Source organism: Bradyrhizobium sp. CW1, from assembly GCF_023100665.1.
In the GTDB taxonomy this organism is placed as follows: Bacteria; Pseudomonadota; Alphaproteobacteria; order Rhizobiales; family Xanthobacteraceae; genus Bradyrhizobium; species Bradyrhizobium canariense_D.
The window spans coordinates 7,648,357-7,667,248 of record NZ_CP064684.1; the positions used below are offsets into that span (position 1 = coordinate 7,648,357).

The 18,892-nt window shown below is 64.9% G+C and carries 16 protein-coding genes; 8 read left to right on the forward strand and 8 right to left on the reverse strand.

Features of this window, described 5'->3' with window-relative positions; all coding sequences use genetic code 11:
- Nucleotides 1–12: 12 nt before the first annotated feature.
- Nucleotides 13–852 carry a cytochrome c oxidase subunit II gene (coxB, locus tag IVB54_RS36625; RefSeq protein ID WP_247776975.1) on the reverse strand — a complete coding sequence of 280 codons (840 nt, stop codon included), beginning with the start codon at nucleotides 850–852 and terminating at the stop codon, nucleotides 13–15.
- Nucleotides 853–1,301: 449 nt separating this feature from the next.
- On the opposite strand from coxB, the gene IVB54_RS36630 reads away from it, so the two are divergent.
- The 5 genes from IVB54_RS36630 to IVB54_RS36650 all read left to right on the forward strand — a co-directional run bounded on the left by IVB54_RS36630 (nucleotide 1,302) and on the right by IVB54_RS36650 (nucleotide 5,098).
- Nucleotides 1,302–1,847 carry an invasion associated locus B family protein gene (locus IVB54_RS36630; RefSeq protein WP_026233923.1) on the forward strand — a complete coding sequence of 182 codons (546 nt, stop codon included), beginning with the start codon at nucleotides 1,302–1,304 and terminating at the stop codon, nucleotides 1,845–1,847.
- Nucleotides 1,848–1,965: 118 nt separating this feature from the next.
- Nucleotides 1,966–3,393 carry a metalloprotease TldD gene (gene tldD, locus IVB54_RS36635; RefSeq protein ID WP_026233924.1) on the forward strand — a complete coding sequence of 476 codons (1,428 nt, stop codon included), beginning with the start codon at nucleotides 1,966–1,968 and terminating at the stop codon, nucleotides 3,391–3,393.
- Entirely contained in the window at nucleotides 3,390–4,166 is a 777-nt protein-coding gene (gene lepB / locus IVB54_RS36640; RefSeq protein WP_018460010.1) for a signal peptidase I, read from the forward strand. The genes tldD and lepB overlap by 4 nt, the downstream gene beginning before the upstream one ends.
- A gap of 9 nt (nucleotides 4,167–4,175) precedes the next feature.
- Nucleotides 4,176–4,523, forward strand: coding sequence for an MmcQ/YjbR family DNA-binding protein (locus IVB54_RS36645; RefSeq protein WP_018460011.1), 348 nt, complete (start codon nucleotides 4,176–4,178; stop codon nucleotides 4,521–4,523).
- An 8-nt stretch (nucleotides 4,524–4,531) separates the two neighbouring features.
- Nucleotides 4,532–5,098 carry a nucleotidyltransferase family protein gene (locus IVB54_RS36650; RefSeq protein WP_018460012.1) on the forward strand — a complete coding sequence of 189 codons (567 nt, stop codon included), beginning with the start codon at nucleotides 4,532–4,534 and terminating at the stop codon, nucleotides 5,096–5,098.
- Nucleotides 5,099–5,104: 6 nt separating this feature from the next.
- On the opposite strand, the gene IVB54_RS36655 is transcribed toward IVB54_RS36650, so the two are convergent.
- From IVB54_RS36655 to IVB54_RS36665, 3 genes are all read right to left on the reverse strand, one after another.
- On the reverse strand, nucleotides 5,105–5,677 hold the full coding sequence (locus IVB54_RS36655) for a PAN domain-containing protein (protein ID WP_018460013.1): 573 nt from the start codon (nucleotides 5,675–5,677) through the stop codon (nucleotides 5,105–5,107).
- A gap of 111 nt (nucleotides 5,678–5,788) precedes the next feature.
- A complete protein-coding gene (locus IVB54_RS36660; protein WP_018460014.1) occupies nucleotides 5,789–7,159 on the reverse strand; it encodes a glutamate--cysteine ligase in 1,371 nt (456 codons plus the stop codon).
- Between the two features lie 99 nt (nucleotides 7,160–7,258).
- Complete coding sequence (locus IVB54_RS36665; RefSeq protein ID WP_007599417.1) at nucleotides 7,259–7,753, reverse strand: MarR family winged helix-turn-helix transcriptional regulator; 495 nt, start codon at nucleotides 7,751–7,753, stop codon at nucleotides 7,259–7,261.
- 126 nt (nucleotides 7,754–7,879) lie between these two features.
- On the opposite strand from IVB54_RS36665, the gene gstA reads away from it, so the two are divergent.
- A complete protein-coding gene (gstA, locus tag IVB54_RS36670) occupies nucleotides 7,880–8,494 on the forward strand; it encodes a glutathione transferase GstA (RefSeq protein ID WP_018460015.1) in 615 nt (204 codons plus the stop codon).
- Nucleotides 8,495–8,565: 71 nt separating this feature from the next.
- On the opposite strand, the gene IVB54_RS36675 is transcribed toward gstA, so the two are convergent.
- From IVB54_RS36675 to IVB54_RS36690, 4 genes are read right to left on the reverse strand one after another with little or no spacing between them, the layout of a single operon-like run.
- Nucleotides 8,566–10,779, reverse strand: a complete 2,214-nt coding sequence (locus IVB54_RS36675) for an FAD-dependent oxidoreductase (protein ID WP_085351979.1) — start codon at nucleotides 10,777–10,779, stop codon at nucleotides 8,566–8,568.
- A gap of 18 nt (nucleotides 10,780–10,797) precedes the next feature.
- Nucleotides 10,798–12,006 (reverse strand): acetyl-CoA C-acetyltransferase, encoded by a 1,209-nt coding sequence (locus IVB54_RS36680; RefSeq protein ID WP_018460017.1) that lies wholly within the window; start codon nucleotides 12,004–12,006, stop codon nucleotides 10,798–10,800.
- Nucleotides 12,007–12,063: 57 nt separating this feature from the next.
- Nucleotides 12,064–13,854, reverse strand: a complete 1,791-nt coding sequence (locus IVB54_RS36685) for an acyl-CoA dehydrogenase C-terminal domain-containing protein (RefSeq protein WP_018460018.1) — start codon at nucleotides 13,852–13,854, stop codon at nucleotides 12,064–12,066.
- A 38-nt stretch (nucleotides 13,855–13,892) separates the two neighbouring features.
- Complete coding sequence (locus IVB54_RS36690) at nucleotides 13,893–14,279, reverse strand: nuclear transport factor 2 family protein (protein WP_018460019.1); 387 nt, start codon at nucleotides 14,277–14,279, stop codon at nucleotides 13,893–13,895.
- A gap of 200 nt (nucleotides 14,280–14,479) precedes the next feature.
- Between IVB54_RS36690 and IVB54_RS36695 the strand changes: the two genes are divergently transcribed.
- Nucleotides 14,480–15,070: a PadR family transcriptional regulator gene (locus tag IVB54_RS36695; RefSeq protein WP_018460020.1), complete on the forward strand. Its 591-nt coding sequence runs from the start codon at nucleotides 14,480–14,482 to the stop codon at nucleotides 15,068–15,070.
- A gap of 360 nt (nucleotides 15,071–15,430) precedes the next feature.
- Complete coding sequence (locus IVB54_RS36700) at nucleotides 15,431–18,868, forward strand: tetratricopeptide repeat protein (RefSeq protein ID WP_247364182.1); 3,438 nt, start codon at nucleotides 15,431–15,433, stop codon at nucleotides 18,866–18,868.
- Nucleotides 18,869–18,892: the final 24 nt, after the last annotated feature.

The following is an 18,892-nucleotide window of genomic DNA, read 5'->3' on the forward strand; positions in this document are numbered from 1 at the left end:
TGCGCCCGGCGCTCACTGCGTCGGGCCGGCCGTGGAGGCGTAGGTGCTGGTGCCGCCGCTCGCATATTTCTTCTTCGCGGTCTCGACCCAGGAGGCGAACTCCTGGTCGCTCACCACACGGATCGCGATCGGCATGAAGGCGTGGTCCTTGCCGCACAATTCCGAGCACTGGCCGTAGAACATGCCGGTCTTGGTGGCCTTGAACCAGGTTTCGTTGAGCCGGCCCGGAATGGCGTCGATCTTGACGCCGAAGGCCGGCAGCGCAAAGGCATGAATCACGTCGGCCCCGGTCACCTGAACCCGAACCACCTTGTTGACGGGCACCACCATCTCATTGTCGACGCCCAGCAGACGGGGCTGCTTGTCCTGGGCCATCAGCGAGTCGAACTCGAACTTGCCGTTATCAGGATAGGCGTAGGACCAGTACCACTGCTTGCCGGTCGCCTTGATGGTCAGATCCGCCTTCGGCACGTCGAGCTCGAGGAACAGGAGGCGGAACGACGGCACCGAAATGCCGACCAGGATCAACACCGGCACGAGCGTCCACGCCACCTCGATCAGCGTGTTGTGCGTGGTCCGCGACGGCACCGGATTGGCTCTCGCGTTGAACTTCACGACAACGATCACGAGCAGCGCCAGAACGAACAGCGTGATCAGCGTGATCAGCACGAACAGGAAATTATGGAACCAGACGATGTTGTCCATCACCGGGGACCCGGACTGCTGAAGCGTCCACTCCCACGCAGCCGGCTGCCCCAGCCCGGCAAATGCCGCACCGCCCGTCGCCAGCGTCAGACCCGCCACGGCCAATCCCAGCAAGTGCCGGCCCACCGGGCCCATCGACATCTTCATGCCGTTCGCGCTCCCCTAACGAAATCACCCCAAGTGCATTCCCCTATTTTCGGGAAACGCTTTATTCGATCCCCCCGTCTGACAAACCGCCGCGCAAGAATACCTCTAAGAGGAATTGGGGCCAGATCGCTAGAACGCCGAAATCAAGCCTCTCAAACCATAATTCTTGATCTATCGCAATGCAGTCTTGAGCCTCGTCTGTCAGCCATCACCCGCAAGATATTTCCTAGTAACATCAGACAAAAATACCATTTCCCGGGATGCTGCCGCTTGACAGCGGAATTGCCCGCGGTAGGCACTTGGCGCACAGCCGCACAGGAACCTGATTCGTGCGGGCGATTGCGGCCGGGGCGGCGTGGAATTTGCTTGCGAATCGCCTTCAAGACGCCGTCATTCCCGTATCAGTCCGCCTGACGCGAGCGACCCAGGCGAGCAGAGGGACCGACCCGATGGGGTTTTCGAGATCCATGGCAAGGCGGGCTAAAAGCCAGGCTGGCAGCCTCACGATGCTGGCCGCTCTGCTGGCGGCGGTCGTCGTCCTGGCGCTTCCGGGCCTCGCCCATGCGCAGGGCGCGGTGCGCTCCGTCCATGGCGACTGGCAGATCCGCTGCGACACCCCGCCGGGCGCCCAGTCCGAGCAATGCGCCCTGATCCAGAGCGTGGTGGCCGAAGACCGCTCCAACGCCGGCCTGACCGTGATCGTTCTCAAGACCGCCGACCAGAAGAGCCGCCTGATGCGGGTGGTCGCCCCCCTCGGCGTTCTCCTGCCCTCCGGCCTCGGCCTCAAGCTCGACAACCAGGACGTAGGCCGTGCCGGCTTTGTCCGCTGCCTGCCCAATGGCTGCGTCGCCGAGGTCGTCATGGACGACAAGCTGCTCGGCCAGCTCCGCACTGCCAAGACCGCGACCTTCATCATCTTCGAGACCCCGGAAGAAGGCATCGGCTTCCCGCTCAGCCTGAACGGGCTCGGCGAGGGCTATGACAAGCTGCCGTAGTGCGAAGGGCGGTTAGGCCCGCGAATCCTATTGTTTCCGTAATGTGAGACTTGGCGCCCTCGCGGAAGTGCCGGGAAACCATTATCTTGCCTCACATCCCCCGATAATGGACGGACGCATGACCAACCCTGCCACAACCTCCCTGCTCGACCGCGCCAATCTCGACCGCGATCAGGTTCGCAACGAGCTCGCGCGCGGGCTTGCCGGTGCCGACGACGGCGAATTGTTCCTGGAATACAGCCAGACCGAAGCGCTGATGTTCGACAATGGCCGGCTGAAGCAGGCGACCTACGATACCTCGCAGGGTTTTGGCCTGCGCGCCGTCAAGGACGACGCCGTCGGCTACGCGCATTCCTCCGACGTGTCGCTGCCGGCGCTGATTCGCGCTGCGGACGCGGTCGCGGCCGTGCGCGGCGGTTATTCCGGCAGCTTCGCCGCGCCTCCTGCGCATACCAACGTGCGGCTTTATAGTGACGACAATCCGCTCGATGCCCCCGGCTTCGAGACCAAGGTCAAACTGCTCGCCGAGATCGACGCTTATCTGCGCGACAAGGATCCGCGGGTGCGGCAGGTCAGCGTCAGCCTGGGCGCGACCTGGCAGGTGGTCGAGATCCTGCGGCCCGACGGCGAGAGCTATCGCGACATCCGCCCGCTCGTGCGCGTCAACGTCTCCGTCGTCGCCGGTCAGGGCGACCGCCAGGAGAGCGGCAGCAAGGGCTATGGCGGCCGCGCCGGCTACGCCGAATTCATCGAAAGCAAGAACTGGCGCGACGCCGCCGACGGCGCGTTGCGTGAGGCTCTGGTCAACCTGGAATCGATTCCCGCCCCCGCCGGCGAGATGGACGTCGTGCTCGGGGCCGGCTGGCCCGGCGTGATGCTGCATGAGGCGGTTGGCCATGGCCTCGAAGGTGACTTCAACCGCAAGAAGACGTCCGCGTTTGCCGGCCTGATGGGCCAGCAGGTCGCGGCCAAGGGCGTGACCGTGGTCGACGACGGCACGATTGCCTCGCGCCGCGGCTCGCTGTCGATCGACGATGAGGGAACGCCGACCAACCGCACCGTGCTGATCGAGGACGGCGTCCTGGTCGGCTACATGCAGGACCGTCAGAACGCCCGCCTGATGAACATGAAGCCGACCGGCAACGGCCGCCGCCAGGGCTATGCCCACGTGCCGATGCCGCGCATGACCAACACCTACATGCTGGCGGGCGACCGCGATCCGGCCGAGATCCTCGCGTCGGTGAAGAACGGCGTCTTCGCCGCGAATTTCGGCGGCGGCCAGGTGGATATCACCTCGGGCAAATACGTGTTTCAGTGCACCGAGGCTTACAAGATCGAGAACGGCAAGATCGGTGCGCCCCTGAAGGGCGCCATGCTGATCGGCAACGGGCCGACCGACCTGCATCGCATCCGCATGATCGGCAACGACCTCGCGCTCGATACCGGCATCGGCACCTGCGGCAAGAACGGTCAGGGCGTGCCGGTCGGCGTCGGCCAGCCGTCGCTGTTGATGGAACGCATTACGGTGGGTGGAACAGGCGGATGAGCGTCGAGAAGATAACTGTCACCACCAAGCGGAAGAGCAGCGGCTGGGGCGGCCAGCTGGTGCAGCTCGCCGGCATCGTCGCGGCGGTGTTCATCGCCAAGGGTGCGCTGGCCGAGCCGTTCTACGTGCCGTCGGGCTCGATGGAGCCGACGCTGTTGATCGGCGACGCCTTGATCGCCTCGAAATTCCCCTACGGCTACGGCACCTCGTCGCTGCCGATCCAGATCAACCTGCCCGAGAGCGGCCGCGTCTTCGCGGAAACGCCGAAGCAGGGCGACGTCGTGGTCTTCCGCTGGCCCGGCGACCGCTCGCAGGCCTGGGTCAAGCGCGTCGTGGGCCTGCCCGGCGACCGCATCCAGCTGCGCCAGGGCCAGCTCTTCGTCAACGATCGCCCCGCCGAGTTGAAGCCGGACGGCGTTGGTGCCGCCGAGGACGACAATGGCGGCAGCGAACCCGCCTATCGCTATGTCGAGACGCTGCCGAACGGCGTCTCGCATCTGATCTTCAAGATGCGTGACAACGGTCCGCTCGACAACACGCAGGAAGTGACGGTGCCGGCAGGCCATCTCTTCGTGCTCGGCGACAACCGCGACAATTCCGCCGACAGCCGCGTGCCCTTGCGCTCCGGCGGCGTCGGCATGTTGCCGATCGACAATCTGGTCGGCCGCGCAGACGCCGTGCTCGGATCCTGGGATCTCGGTATCCGGGGCCAGCCGGTGTGGACCTGGCTGTCCGGATTTCGCATGGCGCGGTTTTTCACCGCCGTGCATTGAACCGATCTCATGACCTTCGACGACGTCAGAAAATTCGCACTGACGTGGCCGGAGGTCGAGGACGGTACCTCCTACGGCACGCCCGCACTAAAGGTGCGCAAGAAGATGCTGGCGCGTCTGAAGGAAGATGGCGACAGCCTGGTGATGCCGGACGTCCCGGTCGACGAGCGCGCGATGCTGGTCGAGAGCCAGCCAAAAATCTTCTACTTCACCGATCACTACGCCGATTATCCGATAGTGCTGATCCGCCTGTCCAAGGCAAAGCGCGCGATCGTGGAGTCGCTGCTGCGGCGGCGTTGGCGCGCGCTGGCTTCGAAGGCGGCGCGAGCGGATTATGATGCACGCGTGAGCGCGTGACGACTGTCATGGATGAGGCCCGCTTCCTCGCGCTGGCGCTAAAGAACCCGATTAACGTCGCGATTCTCGATGAGCTCCACCAGCTCGCGCTGCCCGATGCGTGGCTGGTCTCGGGATGTCTCGTGCAATCGGTTTGGAACGTGCTCACCGGCCGTGCGATCGATTACGGCATTGCCGATTACGACGTCTTCTACTTCGACCCTGACACCTCCTGGGACGCGGAGGACGTCGTGATCCGCAAGCTGCAAGCGCGCCTCGATCATCTCGGCGTCAAGATCGAGACCCGCAACCAGGCACGCGTGCATCTGTGGTACCCGGCCAAGCACGGCCTGCCCTATCCGCCGCTGTCGTGCTCGACTGACGGTATCGACCGTTTCCTCACACAGAACACGCAAGTGGGCGTGCGGCGCTCGGACGACGGTTTCCACGTTTATGCGCCGCACGGCTTCGATGACGTGGCGGGCTTGATTGCACGCCCCAATCCAAGCCCGAATTTCTCCGCAGCGAATTACGCGGTAAAGGCCGCGAGATGGAGGGCGTTGTGGCCCGAGCTTACGGTGATTGCGCCGGAATGATCCGAGCTATCTCACCACGCCCGACGTGAATCCCGCCTTCCGCCGCGGCGGCTTGATCTCCTTTTTCAGGAAACAGCGCGCTTCGCGTCCCGTGTAGCCCGGGCGGGCATAGGTGAAGGCGCGGCATTTGTTGTCGGCGGTGCAGACGGCCTTGCAGGCTTCTTCGCCTTCGCCGTCCTTCATCTCGAAATTGCGCAAATCGCCGCCGGGGCGGTCGATGGAGGTCTCCACGCCTTCGACACGCGGCTCGATCACACCGGCGCCGCGCACGCCGGAGATGCAGCAGCTTCCCGGCACGCGCGCAGGCACCGTGTTCTTCAGCCAGCACACCGCCGAGCCGCCTTCGATGTCAGGATAGTTGAAGCTCCACGAGCGGCAACGGCGGTCGCGCTCGCACAGCAGCGCGCAATCCTCGGGATCGCCCGACGTGACCGGAGAGCTGAAATAATCTCCGCCTGGCCGGTCGAACGCCGTCTGGGCGCGCGCAGGCCAGCTCGCAAACACGAGCGAAAGCAACGCGGCGCAGGCTACGACGCCTGCCAGGACGCTTGCCATGACGGCCAGGCGGCCCTTCCCCATCGGAACAGCTTTCGAGTTATTGACGACGCTCGGGTTTTTCAGCTGGCCATTTGATCGCCGCAAACCTGTACGGGCGATGAACGGCCCGAGTCCGATCGTTTTGCCTTGGGTCTAGAACGCGTATTCCGCGTAGGCCGGTTCCACCGAGCGGTTCCAGGGACCGTTGAACTTGTCGAGCATCTCCTCAGCCGGCGTGCGGCCGGAATCGATAATGCGATCGAGCGGCTCCAGATGCCTGGTCTCGTCGCGGCCAAGCTGGTCGATCCGGCCGCGCCGGCGCAAGCCGGCATGCGCCAGAACGAGGCACTCCTTGGCGATCTCGAACAGATAGCGGTCCTTGATTCGCGACTTGAACCCGAAGCGTGGCACGTCGTCGCGCAGCGCCTGACGCTCATGCGCGGTCCAGTGCTTCACGAGGTCCCAGGCGGCATCCAGCGACACATCGTCGTAGAGCAACCCGGCCCAGAACGCCGATAGCGCCGGCAGACGGCCCCACGGGCCACCGTCGGAGCCGCGCATCTCGAGATAGCGCTTGAGCCGCACCTCCGGGAAAATCGTCGAAAGATGGTTGGCCCAGTCCGACAGCGTCGGGCGTTCCCCGGGCAAATTGTTGTTGCGGCCATCGAAGAAGGCGCGGAACGAGGAGCCCGAGACGTCGATGTAGTCCTCGTCGCGCTTGACGAAATACATGGGCACGTCGAGCGCGTAGTCGACATAGCGCTCGAAGCCCATGCCGTCCTCGAATGCCCACGGCATCATGCCGGCGCGCGCGTTGTCGGTGTCGCGCCAGATCTCGGACCGGAAGGAGAGAAAGCCGTTTGGCTTGCCCTCGGTAAACGGCGAATTGGCGAACAAGGCGGTTGCGGCCGGCTGGAGCGCGAGCGAGACACGCAGCTTCTTGACCATGTCCGCTTCGGAGGAGAAGTCGAGATTGGTCTGTACCGTGCAGGTCCGGTACATCATGTCGAGGCCGTACTGGCCGACCTTCGGCATGTAATTGGTCATGATCTTGTAGCGGCCCTTGGGCATCACCGGGATGTCGGCGCGCGACCAGGACGGCGTCATGCCGAGGCCGAGGAAGCCGATGCCGAGCGGCGTTGCGATCTCGCGCACCTGCGCCAGATGCGCCATCAGCTCACTCTGGGTCTGGTGCACGTTCTCGACGGGGGCACCCGAGAGTTCGAACTGCCCGCCAGGCTCGAGCGAGATCGCGCCGCCGCCAGTGACGTCGTAGAGGCCGATGATGTTGCCCTTCTCCATGATCGGCTCCCAGCCGAGCAGGAGTTTCATGCCTTCGAGCAGCGCGCCGATACCGCGCGCGCCCTCGTAGGGCACCGGACGGTGGCCTTCGAGCGTGAACGGCGTCTTCTCGTGCTCGGTGCCCATGCGGAATTCGGACGGGTCCTTGCAACCAGCCTCGAACCACGCGACGAGTTCGTCGCGCGATTGCAGCGGCGTCATATCGATCTGGTCTCGCGCCATATCAGACTCTAATCAAAAGCGCTTCGATCGAACGCGCGTGGGTGACAGGGATGGTCCGCGCAGCCACCGGCTGCACGGACGAGCTGGTTTGCCGCGCGATCATCGCAACGGCGTGGTTTCGTTGACGTGGGCAGGCGGCAGTTTCATCTCGCCGCACGAGCAGCCCAGACGGTCGAGCAGACCGCTGAGCTTCACGGCATCCGCATCGGACAGCTTCGAACCGACATATTTCTCGATCGCGGCCGAATAGGCGCCCCACATCCGCTTCTGCAATTCGCGGCCGGCTTCCGTGATCTCCACGAACTGGCCGCGCTTGTCGATCTTGCATTCACGCCGCGAGGCGAGGCCTTCGTCGACCAGGCGGTCGATCAGCCGCGATGTCGAATATTGCGGGATCAGCATCTGCCGTTCGAGTTCGACCGGCCGAAGCTCGCCCGAGGGCGCCCGTGACAGTTCGAGCAGCGCGTCATACCATGCGAGCGGCGGGAAGCCGGCCTTCTTCAGGTCCTGCTCGACGCAATTGAGCACACGGCTCTGCACCCGCATCAAGCGGATCCAGGCGGAAGTCGCCTCGGTCGATGGTTTGCGTTTCATGGTCCCGCTCAAGCTCGTCGCCCGTCTCTTACCCTATTCGATGCACCTGCATCAATCTTGACTATTTCAAGCAGATGCATGTAGTCGTTCTTTCGCCTGAACCAAGCAACAAGAGGAGGAAATTCCATGAAATTGTACTATTCGCCCGGTGCGTGCTCGCTGTCCCCCCATATCGCGCTCCTGGAAGCCGGCCTGCCCTATGAACTGGTCAAGGTCGATATTCGGGCCAAGAAGCTCGAAAACGGTGAGGATTATCTGAAGCTGAACCCCAAGGGCCAGGTCCCTGCGCTGGGCCTCGATAGCGGAGAGATCGTGACCGAAGGCCCGGTGATTGTCCAGATGATCGCCGATCAGGCCTCAGCCAAGGCGCTGGCGCCGGCCCACGGCAGCGCCGAGCGCTACAAGCTGCTCGAATGGCTGAACTTCCTCACCTCGGAGGTCCACAAGAGCTTCGGCCCGATGTTCGCGCCGACGCTGAACGACGAGGCCAAGGCCTTCTTCAAGGACCGCGTCATGGGCAAGCTGAAATACATCGACAGCCAGCTCGCCGGCCGCGACTACCTCATGGGCAAGCAGTTCACGGTGGCCGACGGTTATCTCTTCACGATGCTGACCTGGGGCGACCGGATGAAGTTCGACCTCTCGGCGATGCCGAACCTTGCCGCGTACAAGACCCGCGTCGCGGCGCGGCCGCAGGTGCAGGAAGCGATGAAGAAGGAAGGGCTGATCCAGGCTGCCTGAGGCACACATGCGAAAGGCCGGATCGAGAATCCGGCCTTTCGTATTTTTCATCCCGGCTACGGTTCAGAGAATCACGCCGCCGCCTTCTTTGGCGCGAAGCGGCCGTAGAAGGTCTCGCCCTTCGCCGCCATCTCTTCGAGCAATTTCGGCGGGGTGAAGCGCGATCCGTATTTCGCCTCCAGCTTGTGGCAGAGTTCGACGAACTTCTTGGGACCCATGAAGTCGATGTAGGACAGCGTGCCACCGGTGAACGGCGCAAAGCCGAAGCCGAGGATCGAGCCGACATCCGCTTCGCGCGGATCGGTGATGACGTGGTCCTCAACGGTGCGCGCGGCCTCCACCGCCTGCACTACCAGGAAGCGCTGCTTCAACTCCTCGACGTCGAGGGTATCTGGGTCGAGCTGCTTGGGCTGCAGCGCGGACAAGCCGGGCCACAGGCTCTTCTGTCCCTTGCCCTTCTCGGGGTAGTCGTAGAAGCCCTTGCTGTTCTTGCGGCCCAGACGGCCCTGCTTCTCGACCATTTCCACCATCAGCTTCTTCTGATCGGGATTGATGGCGTTGGGGCCGAGATCGGCTTCCGTCGCCTTCATGATCTTGAGCCCGAGGTCGAGCGCGACCTCGTCCGACAGCGAGAGCGGGCCGACCGGCATGCCGGCCATCTTGGCGCAGTTCTCGATCATCGCCGGCGGCACGCCCTCGAGGAACATCTCGTTGCCCTCGGCGACGTAGCGGCCGACGCAGCGATTGGCGAAGAAGCCTCTGGAGTCGTTGACGACGATCGGCGTCTTGCCGATCTGCCGGACGTAGTCGAGCGCGGTCGCGATCGCGAGATCGCCGGTGTTCTTGCCCTGGATGATCTCGACCAGCATCATCTTCTCGACCGGCGAGAAGAAGTGGATGCCGACGAACCTGCCTTGGTCCTTGAAGGATTCCGCCAGCGAGGTGATCGGAAGCGTCGAGGTGTTGGACGCGAAGATCACGTCCGGCTTCATGTGCTCCTGCGCCTTGGCAAAGGTATCAGCCTTGACCTTGCGGTCCTCGAACACGGCCTCGATGACGAGATCGACGTCCTTGAGCGCGGAATAGTCCGCGGTCGCCGTGATGCGCGCGAGCAGCGCTTCTGCGTCGCCGGGCTTGGCGCGGCCCTTCTTGATCTGCTCCTCGATCACCTTTTGCGCATGCGCCTTGCCCTTGTCGGCGCTCTCCTGGTCGCGATCGATCAGGACGACGTCGAGACCGGCACGGGCTGAGACATAGCCGACGCTCGCGCCCATGAAGCCGGCGCCGATCACGGCGATCTTCTTCACCTTGGTCGGCGGCACATCCTTCGGACGGCGCGCGCCCTTGTTGAGCTCCTGCATCGACAGGAACAGGCTGCGGATCATCGCAGCCGCTTCCTTCGAGCGCAGCACCGAGGTGAAGTAGCGCGACTCGACACGGAGCGCGGCGTCGATCGGCAGCTGCAGGCCCTCGTAGACGCAGCTCATGATCGCGCGTGCGGCCGGATAATTGTCGTAGGTCTCGCGGCGATAGATCGCGTTGCCGGCCGGGAACATCATCATGCCGGCCTTGGAGAACACCGGACCGCCCGGCAGCTTGAAGCCCTTCTCGTCCCAGGGCGCAACAGCCTTGCCGCCGCCCTTGATCCAGTCCTTTGCCGCCTTGACGAGGTCGGCGGCGGGAACGATGGCGTGGATCAGATTCAGCGCCTTGGCTTTCTCGATCGTGACCGGATCGCCCTTGAGCAGGATCGTCATCGCGTCCTGCGGCGGCACCAGGCGCGGCACGCGCTGCGTGCCGCCGGCGCCCGGGAACAGGCCGACCTTGACCTCGGGCAGACCGAGGCGGGTCTTGGGATTCTCCGCCGCCACGCGATAGTGGCAGCACAGCGTAATCTCGAAACCGCCGCCGAGCGCGAGGCCGTTGATCGCCGCCGCCCACGGCTTGCCGGAGGTTTCGATCGAGCGCAGCACCTGCGAGAAGCGCCGGCTCTGCTCGAACAGCATCTGGTTCGCGGCCGTCTCGCCCTGCTCCCCAAACACTTTTGCGTAGGCCTGATTCATGCCCTCGAGCATGGAAAGATCGGCACCCGCGCAGAACGCCTCCTTGGCGGAGGTGATGACGACCCCCTTCACCACGGCGTCGGCCGTGGTCGCCTTGACGATCGCGTCGAGCTCGCTGGTCGATGTCTCGTCGAGCACGTTCATCGAACGGCCCGGGATGTCCCAGGTCACGAGCGCGATGCCGTCGGAATCGGTCTCAACCTTGAAGTTCTTGTAAGCCATGCTGGTTGCTCCCTGCCCTTAGACGCGTTCGATGATGGTCGCGGTGCCCATGCCGCCGCCGATGCACAGCGTCACCAGTGCGGTCGCCTTGTTGGTGCGCTCGAGCTCGTCGAGCACCGTCCCGAGGATCATGGCACCGGTCGCGCCGAGCGGATGGCCGAGCGCGATCGCACCGCCATTGACGTTGATCTTGGCGTTGTCGATGTCGAAGGCCTGGATGTAGCGCAGCACAACCGAGGCGAAGGCCTCGTTGAGCTCGAACAGGTCGATGTCCGACTTCTTCATGCCCGAGCGCGCGAACAGCTTTTCGGTGACATCAACCGGACCGGTCAGCATCATCGCGGGCTCCGAGCCGATATTGGCGAATGCGCGGATCCTTGCACGCGGCTTCAGTCCGTACTTGCCGCCGGCTTCCTTGCTGCCGAGCAAAACGGCGCCGGCACCATCGACAATGCCCGACGAATTGCCGGCGTGGTGCACGTAATTGACGCGTTCGATTTCCGGATGCGACTGCACCGCGACGCCATCGAAGCCGCCCATCTGCGCCATCATCGTGAACGCCGGCTGCAGCTGCGCCAGCGACTGCATCGTCGTCGAAGGACGCATATGCTCGTCCTTGGCGAGGATGGTGAGGCCGTTGATGTCCTTCACCGGGACGACCGACTTGTCAAAGCGGCCTTCTTCCCAGGACTTCGCCGCACGCTGCTGGCTCTGCACCGCATAGGCGTCGACGTCGTCACGCGAGAAGCCGTATTTGGTCGCGATCAGATCGGCCGAGACACCCTGCGGCATGAAATAGGCCGGCACTGCCATCGAGGGGTCCATCGGCCAGGCGCCGCCGGAAGCGCCGATGCCGACGCGGCTCATCGATTCGGCGCCGCCGCCGATCACGAGCTCGTGCTGGCCGCTCATCACCTGGGCTGCGGCAAAATTCACGGCATCGAGGCCGGAGGCGCAGAAGCGGCTGATCTGGACGCCCGGCACCGCTTCGCCGAGGCCCGCCTTCAGCGCGGCAAAGCGCGCGATGTCGGAGCCGGCTTCGCCGACCGGATCGACCACGCCGAGAATGACGTCATCGACGGAATCTTCGGGGAGGTTGTTGCGGTCCTTCAGCGCCTTGAGCGGCACGGTCGCGAGCGCGAGCGCGGTGACTTCGTGCAGCGCGCCGTCCGCCTTGCCGCGGCCGCGCGGGGTGCGGACGTGGTCGTAGATGAATGCCTCAGGCATGACGCCCTCCTGATGTGATGATCTTGTGGTCGTGATCCGGTCGCAGCGAAAGCGGCTTCAGAACGCTTCCGCCGGCAGTTCCATGATGGTGGCGCAGCCGGCCTGGATGCGCGCGAGATTGGCGGCGGTCTCCGGCAGCATCCGCTCCATGAAAAAACGGCCGGTGACGAGCTTGGTCGAGAGATAGGGCGTCGCACCGCTCTCGGCAATCTTGGCTTGCGTCACCTTCGCCATCTTCGCCCACATATAGCCGAGCGCGACGAAGCCGAAGAGATTGAGGTAATCGGTTGCGGCGGCACCGGCATTGTCGGGCTTGGCCATCGCGTTCTGCATCAGCCAGGTGGTGGCCTGCTGGAGATGGCCGAGCGAGGCCGAGAGCGGAGTGATGTAGGGCTTCATCGCCTCGTCGCCGCCGTTCTCCTTGGCGAAGGCCATGACCTCGCCGAAGAACGCCATGATGGCGCGGCCGCCGTCGCGCGGCAGCTTGCGGCCGACGAGGTCGAGCGCCTGGATGCCGTTGGCGCCTTCGTAGATCATGGCGATGCGGGCATCGCGCACGAACTGCTCCATGCCCTGCTCGGCGATATAGCCGTGGCCGCCATACATCTGCTGCGCCTGCACCGCGTTGGCGAAGCCGTAATCGGTGAGAAAGCCCTTCAGCACCGGCGTCATCAGGCCCATGTGATCATCGGCGGCCTGGCGGTCCTTGGGATCCTCGGAGCGATGGGCGACGTCGCTCTTCAGCGCGGTCCACATCACGAAGGCGCGCGCGGCCTCGTTGAAGGCGCGGATCGACAGCAGCGTGCGGCGCACGTCGGGATGGACGATGATCGGATCGGCCGGCTTGTCCGGCGCCTTGGCACCGGTGAGCGAACGGCCCTGGATGCGATCCCGCGCATAGGCGACCGCGTTCTGATAGGCCACTTCCGACTGCGCGAGACCCTGCACGGCGACGCCGAGGCGGGCCTCGTTCATCATCACGAACATGCCCTGCATGCCCTTGTTCTCTTCGCCGATCAGCCAGCCGGTGGCGTTGTCGTAGTTCATCACGCAGGTGGAATTGCCGTGAATGCCCATCTTGTGCTCGATCGAGCCGCAGACCACGCCGTTGCGTGCGCCGACCGAACCATCGGCATTGACCAGGAATTTCGGCACCACGAACAGCGACACGCCCTTGATGCCGGCGGGCGCGCCCTCAATGCGGGCAAGCACGAGGTGGATGATGTTGGGCGCGAGGTCATGCTCGCCGGCCGAGATGAAGATCTTGGTGCCCGTGATCTTGAAGCTGCCGTCGGCCTGCCGCACCGCCTTGGTGCGGAGCATGCCGAGATCGGTGCCGCAATGCGGCTCGGTCAGGTTCATGGTGCCGGTCCACTCGCCCGCCACCATCTTCGGCACGTAGGTCTGCTTCTGCTCCGGCGTGCCGTGGACGATCAGCGCCGCGGTCGCGCCCATGGTGAGGCCGCCATACATCGAGAACGCCATGTTGGCGGAGATCTGGAATTCGTTGACCGCCTGGCTCAGCGTCACCGGCAGACCCTGGCCGCCGAACTCGGTTGGTGCCGACAGGCCGAGCCAGCCGCCCTCGGCGACCTGCTTGAACGCCTCCTTGAATCCCGTCGGCGTGGTGACGCTACCGTCATCGGCGCGCTTGCAGCCTTCGAGATCGCCCACGCGATTGAGCGGCTGCAGCACTTCTTCGGCGAGCTTGGCAGCTTCGCCGAGAATGGCTTCGCGCACGTCGCTCGACGCGTCGGAGAAGCCGGCCAGATTGTCGTAGCGGTCGATCTGGAAGACGTCGTTGAGCAGGAAGTTCACGTCTTCGACGGGGGCTTTGTAGATCGGCATGGTGGTCTCCCGGCAGGCCTTGAAGTGACGGTATTGGCTTAGGATTGAGTGGCGGCAAGCTGTTCCGCCATCAGGCGATGCAGCATGTTGATCGCCTTCAGCGGCCGCACCATCACCTTGAAATGCGTGATGCGCCCCTCGCCGTCGAAGCTGATGATGTCGACGCCGTTGATCTCGATGCCGTCGATCATGGTCTTGAATTCGAGCACGGCGCCGCTCTCACTCTTCCATTCACCGACATAGCTGAAGCCGGGACCGCCAAGCACCTTCTCAGCGCTGGCCAGATATTTGAAGGTGATGTCGCGGCCGCGCTGCGGCGCGTGCACGACAGGGCTTTCGAAGACGGCGTCGGGATGGAGCAGGTCCCAGAGCGCTGCCCGGTCATGCGACTTCATGTAGCCGTACCAGGACTCGAGGCCGGTCATTCAGGTGCCTCCCTAAAAGGCTCGGGCAAAAAACGCGAAAACAACCCCATGCACAGTAGCGCGAAGGTTGACTCCATTGGGGTTTTCGGGGCGGTTTTTGCCCTCGTTATCGGGTCGCCTCATATGCACATTGACGCATATGCGCCGATGCGCATAAAGTCAAGCCAATTGGTTAAGATCGACAACAGGAGGACCGGGTCATGGCTTTGGGCGACGCAATCCTCGCTTGCCTGACGGAACGTCCGATGACGGGCTACGAGCTCGCCAAGACATTCGATTCCTCGATCGGCTTCTTCTGGAAGGCCGACCACCAGCAGATCTACCGCGAGCTCTCCAAGCTGCGCGACCGCGGCTACATCCAGGGCCGCGAGGTCGTGCAAACCGGCAAACCCAATAAACTGATCTATACGCTGACTCCGGAGGGCCGAACAGCGCTGCGGCACTGGGCCGCGCGGCCAAGCACGCCCCCTTCCATCAAGGACGATCTCCTGGTGCGGTTGCATGCGCTCGACAGCATCGGCCTCGAGCCCATGCGCACCGACCTGATGGCCCGGCTCGAGCACCACCGCGATCGCCACGAGAACTACGAGCGCATCCTGAAGAAGCGCTTCCCGGAAGGGGCGGCGTCCGGCGTGCTCGACCTCGGTAACCTGCTGCTGCTTCAGCTCGGCGCCCGGCACGAGCAGATGGTGGCCGATTTCTGCGAAGAGGCGCTCGAGGCCCTGTCGGCGATGAGCGCAAGCGGCACCGTGGTGCCGCTGGAGGATGGCAAGCGCGAGGGCAAGGGCTGAGGGGCTGGCCAGACGCCATGACGTGCCGTTGCGTATTATTCCGCTGTCATCGCCCGCCTTGTGCGCAATTGCGCACGGGGGCGGGCGATCCAGTATTCCAGAGGCTGCGCGGCTGGAATCGAGAGGCTGCGGGTACTGGATGCCCCGCTTTCGCGGGGCATGACAGCGGTGGGTGTCGCACCCCGCCGCCCAACTTTAAGACACCGTCAACGGGTTCCTTAACCCGTTATTTACCGTAACAGACAAAAGTCGGTTTTCGAGGCAGACGACCCGCGCCAAATCCGATTGTCTTTGCAACCGGCACGCGAGGGAAGACTGGAGGCGCCGGATGGGGCGCCGGAGTCGGAACCGGACAGAGTCATGAATTCGCGCGTATCGTGGAGTGTTGACGGCATCGATCCATCCGTCCGGGAGCGGGCCGAAGCTGCTGCGCGTCGCGCCGGCATGTCACTCAACGATTGGCTGAACTCCACGCTCGGCGAGACCGCCCCGCCAAACTTTCGCGGACTTTACGACCAGCGTCCGCAAGCCCAGAACGTCCCGAGCCAGGTACCGACTCAAGTACCGAGCCAGGAAAGCCGCGAAGTTGCCGACATCCACCAGCGGCTCGACGCCATCACCCAGCAGATCGAGCGGATTTCAAAGCCCGCGCCGCGGCAAGATTCTTCGCGACAAGATACTCCGCGACAAGACGTTTCGCGCGAGCAGGGCGTTGCGCGCCAGCTCAACGACGCGATCTCGCGGCTCGATGCAAGGCTGTCGCAAATCTCAAAGCCGCAGCAGGCTCCGGCACCACGACAGGCCCCCGTTGAAACGCGCCAGCGCCAGGCCGATGCGGTCGAGCGCGCGGCAGCACAGGTCTATCGCAACTCACCGCCCCTGAGCCCCGCTTCGTTCGACGTCGCGGTGGCCGAGATCACCGCACGGCAGAGCGAGCTCGACGGCTTTACGCCCAGGCAGATGCCGCCGCGCGCCGCGCCGCCGATCGCGCCCGCGGCAGCTCCTTACGCGCCCCCGATGGCGCCGCCCGCGCCTGCCTATGCTCCGCCGCCACCCCAGCCGGGGCCGGATTTCTCTGCGCTTGAGCGCCATCTGCTCAAGATCACGAGCCAGATCGAATCGCTGCAGCGCCCTGACAATACCGAGCAGGCGATCAACACGTTCCGCAGCGAGCTTGCGGAGATCCGCAACGCCATCACCGAGGCGATGCCGCGCCGCGCGATCGAATCGATCGAGAACGAGATCCGCTCGCTGCATCGGCGCATCGACGAGACCCGCTCCAACGGCACCGACGGTCAGGTCCTGTCCGGCATCGAGCACGCGCTGTCCGAGATCAAGCAGGTGCTCCGCACGCTGACGCCGGCCGAGCAGCTCACCGGCTATGACGAGGCGATCCGCAATCTCGGCGCCAAGCTCGATCTGATCCTGCGCGCCAATGACGATCCGTCGACGGTCCGCCAGCTCGAAGGCGCGATCTCGGCGCTGCGTGGCATCGTCTCCAACGTTGCCTCCAACGAAGCGCTGGCACGGCTCTCGGACGACGTGCAGCTGCTGTCGTCCAAGGTCGACCAGGTCACCCGTGCGTCCGGCCAAGGCGACAGTTTTGCGGTGCTGGAACAGCGCATCGCGGCGCTCACCGCCGCTCTGGAAACGCGCGAGCGCCCTCAACCATCCGAGAGCAGCGAGCAGCTCGAAAGCGCGATCCGCGCCCTGTCTGACCGTTTCGATCGCATGCAGGTCGGCAACGACTCGGCTTCGACCTTCGCTCATCTTGAACAGCGGGTCTCGTATCTGCTGGAGCGGCTCGAGGCCGCCTCCGATCCGCGCAACGGCAATTTCAGCCGCGTCGAGGACGGGCTGCACGACATCCTGCGCCACCTGGAGCGGCAGCAGGCGACCTATTCCGCGCTGGCCGAGAGCCGCAACTCCGCGCCGCCCGCCGATTCCGGCATGGTCGATCTCGTCAAGCGCGAGCTCTCCGACATCCGCTTCAGCCAGGCCGAGACCAACCGGACCACCCAGGATTCGCTGGAGGCCGTCCACAACGCCCTTGGCCACGTCGTCGATCGTCTCTCGATGATCGAGGGCGATCTTCGCAATGTGCGCACCGCGCCGCCCGCCCCTGCGGCGCAGCCGATGCCGATGCCGATGGCCGCTCCCATGGCGCCCGCGCCGATGGCGCACGAGCCGCGGCCGCAGCAACAGCAGCACCCGAAATACGATCCGAAGCCCGAGCTGCCCAATCCAGCCGCCGCGCAGGCGGCGCACGCCGCCTTCGCCGCCGCGCCGCGCGAATTCCAAGCCGCCGCGCCGGCGGCGCCGCCGCCGATGCCGATGGCACCGCCGGTTCCGCCACGCGCGATCAGCGAAATCCTGGAGCCGCATACCGCGCCCACGCGCGCCGCGCTTGCGCCCGAACTGCCGCCGGATCATCCGCTCGAGCCGGGCACAAGGCCGGGTGCACGCATCGCCACGCCGTCCGAGCGCATCGCTGCGTCCGAAAGCGCAATCAGCGAAATCCCGGCCGCGCCCAAGGAGCCGGTGTCGTCGTCGAGCTTCATCGCTGCCGCGCGCCGCGCAGCGCAAGCCGCCGCCGCGCAGCCACCCGAGAAAACCGGCCGGGCCGCCAAGGCGTCTGCCGGTCGCGCCAAGGACAAGGGCCAGGAAGGCGGGTCGACCATCACCTCGAAGATCCGCTCGCTGCTGGTCGGCGCGAGCGTGGTCGTGATCGTGCTCGGCACCTTCAAGATGGCGATGAACCTGCTCGATGGCAGCAGCTCGTCGCCAGCGCCGCAGGCGATGGAGAATACGTCGAGCGAGCCCGCGCCGCGAGCCCTGCCGTCCATTGAGAACAAGCCCGCCGCGCCAGAGCAGGTCACGCCCTCGATGACCTCGCCGACGCCGATCGGAAAGCAGTCGCAGAACAATGCCGCGCCGGGGTCCGTGACGAGCCCGAGCGGCACCGCTTCGGTCGAAATCCCGCAAACCGCGGCGCCAACCCCGCCTGCGGCGTCGAGCGACGTCACCGGCGCGCTGTCGGGCACGAGCCGCGCGAAACTCGCGATGATCCAGGTGCCGCCGACCGAAAAGCTGCCTGACGGCATCGGTGGCCCCGGCTTGCGCACCGCCGCGATGAAGGGCGATGCGACCGCGGCCTACGAGATCGGCGTGCGCTTTGCCGAGGGCAAGGGCGTGGCCGCGAATTACGACGAAGCCGCCAAATGGTACGACCGTGCGGCGCAGGCCGGCGTCGTGCCCGCAACCTTCCGCCTCGGGACACTCTACGAAAAGGGTCTTGGCGTGAAGAAGGACGCCGACATCGCCCGCCGCTACTACACGCAGGCGGCCGAGCGCGGCAACGCCAAGGCGATGCACAATCTCGCGGTGCTCGACGCCGATGGCGGCGGACGCGGAGCCAATTACAAGAGCGCGGCACTGTGGTTCCGGAAGGCCGCCGACCGCGGCGTCGCCGACAGCCAGTTCAACCTCGGCATCCTCTATGCCCGCGGCATCGGGGTCGAGCAGAACCTCGCCGAGTCCTATAAATGGTTCACGCTCGCCGCCGCCCAGGGCGATGCGGACGCGGCCGGCAAGCGCGACGACGTCGCCAAGCGGCTCGACCCGCAATCGCTCGCCGCCGCCAAGCTCGCGATCCAGACCTTCAGCGCCGAACCGCAGCCCGACGACGCCGTCAATGTTGCGGCCCCGAACGGCGGCTGGGACAGCGCCCCGCAGGCCAACGCGAAGCCTGCGCCGAAGCCGGTTGCCGCCAAGCGCGCGGCCTCGGCTGTGCATTAATCGGTTTAGTACGCTTTCTCCTCT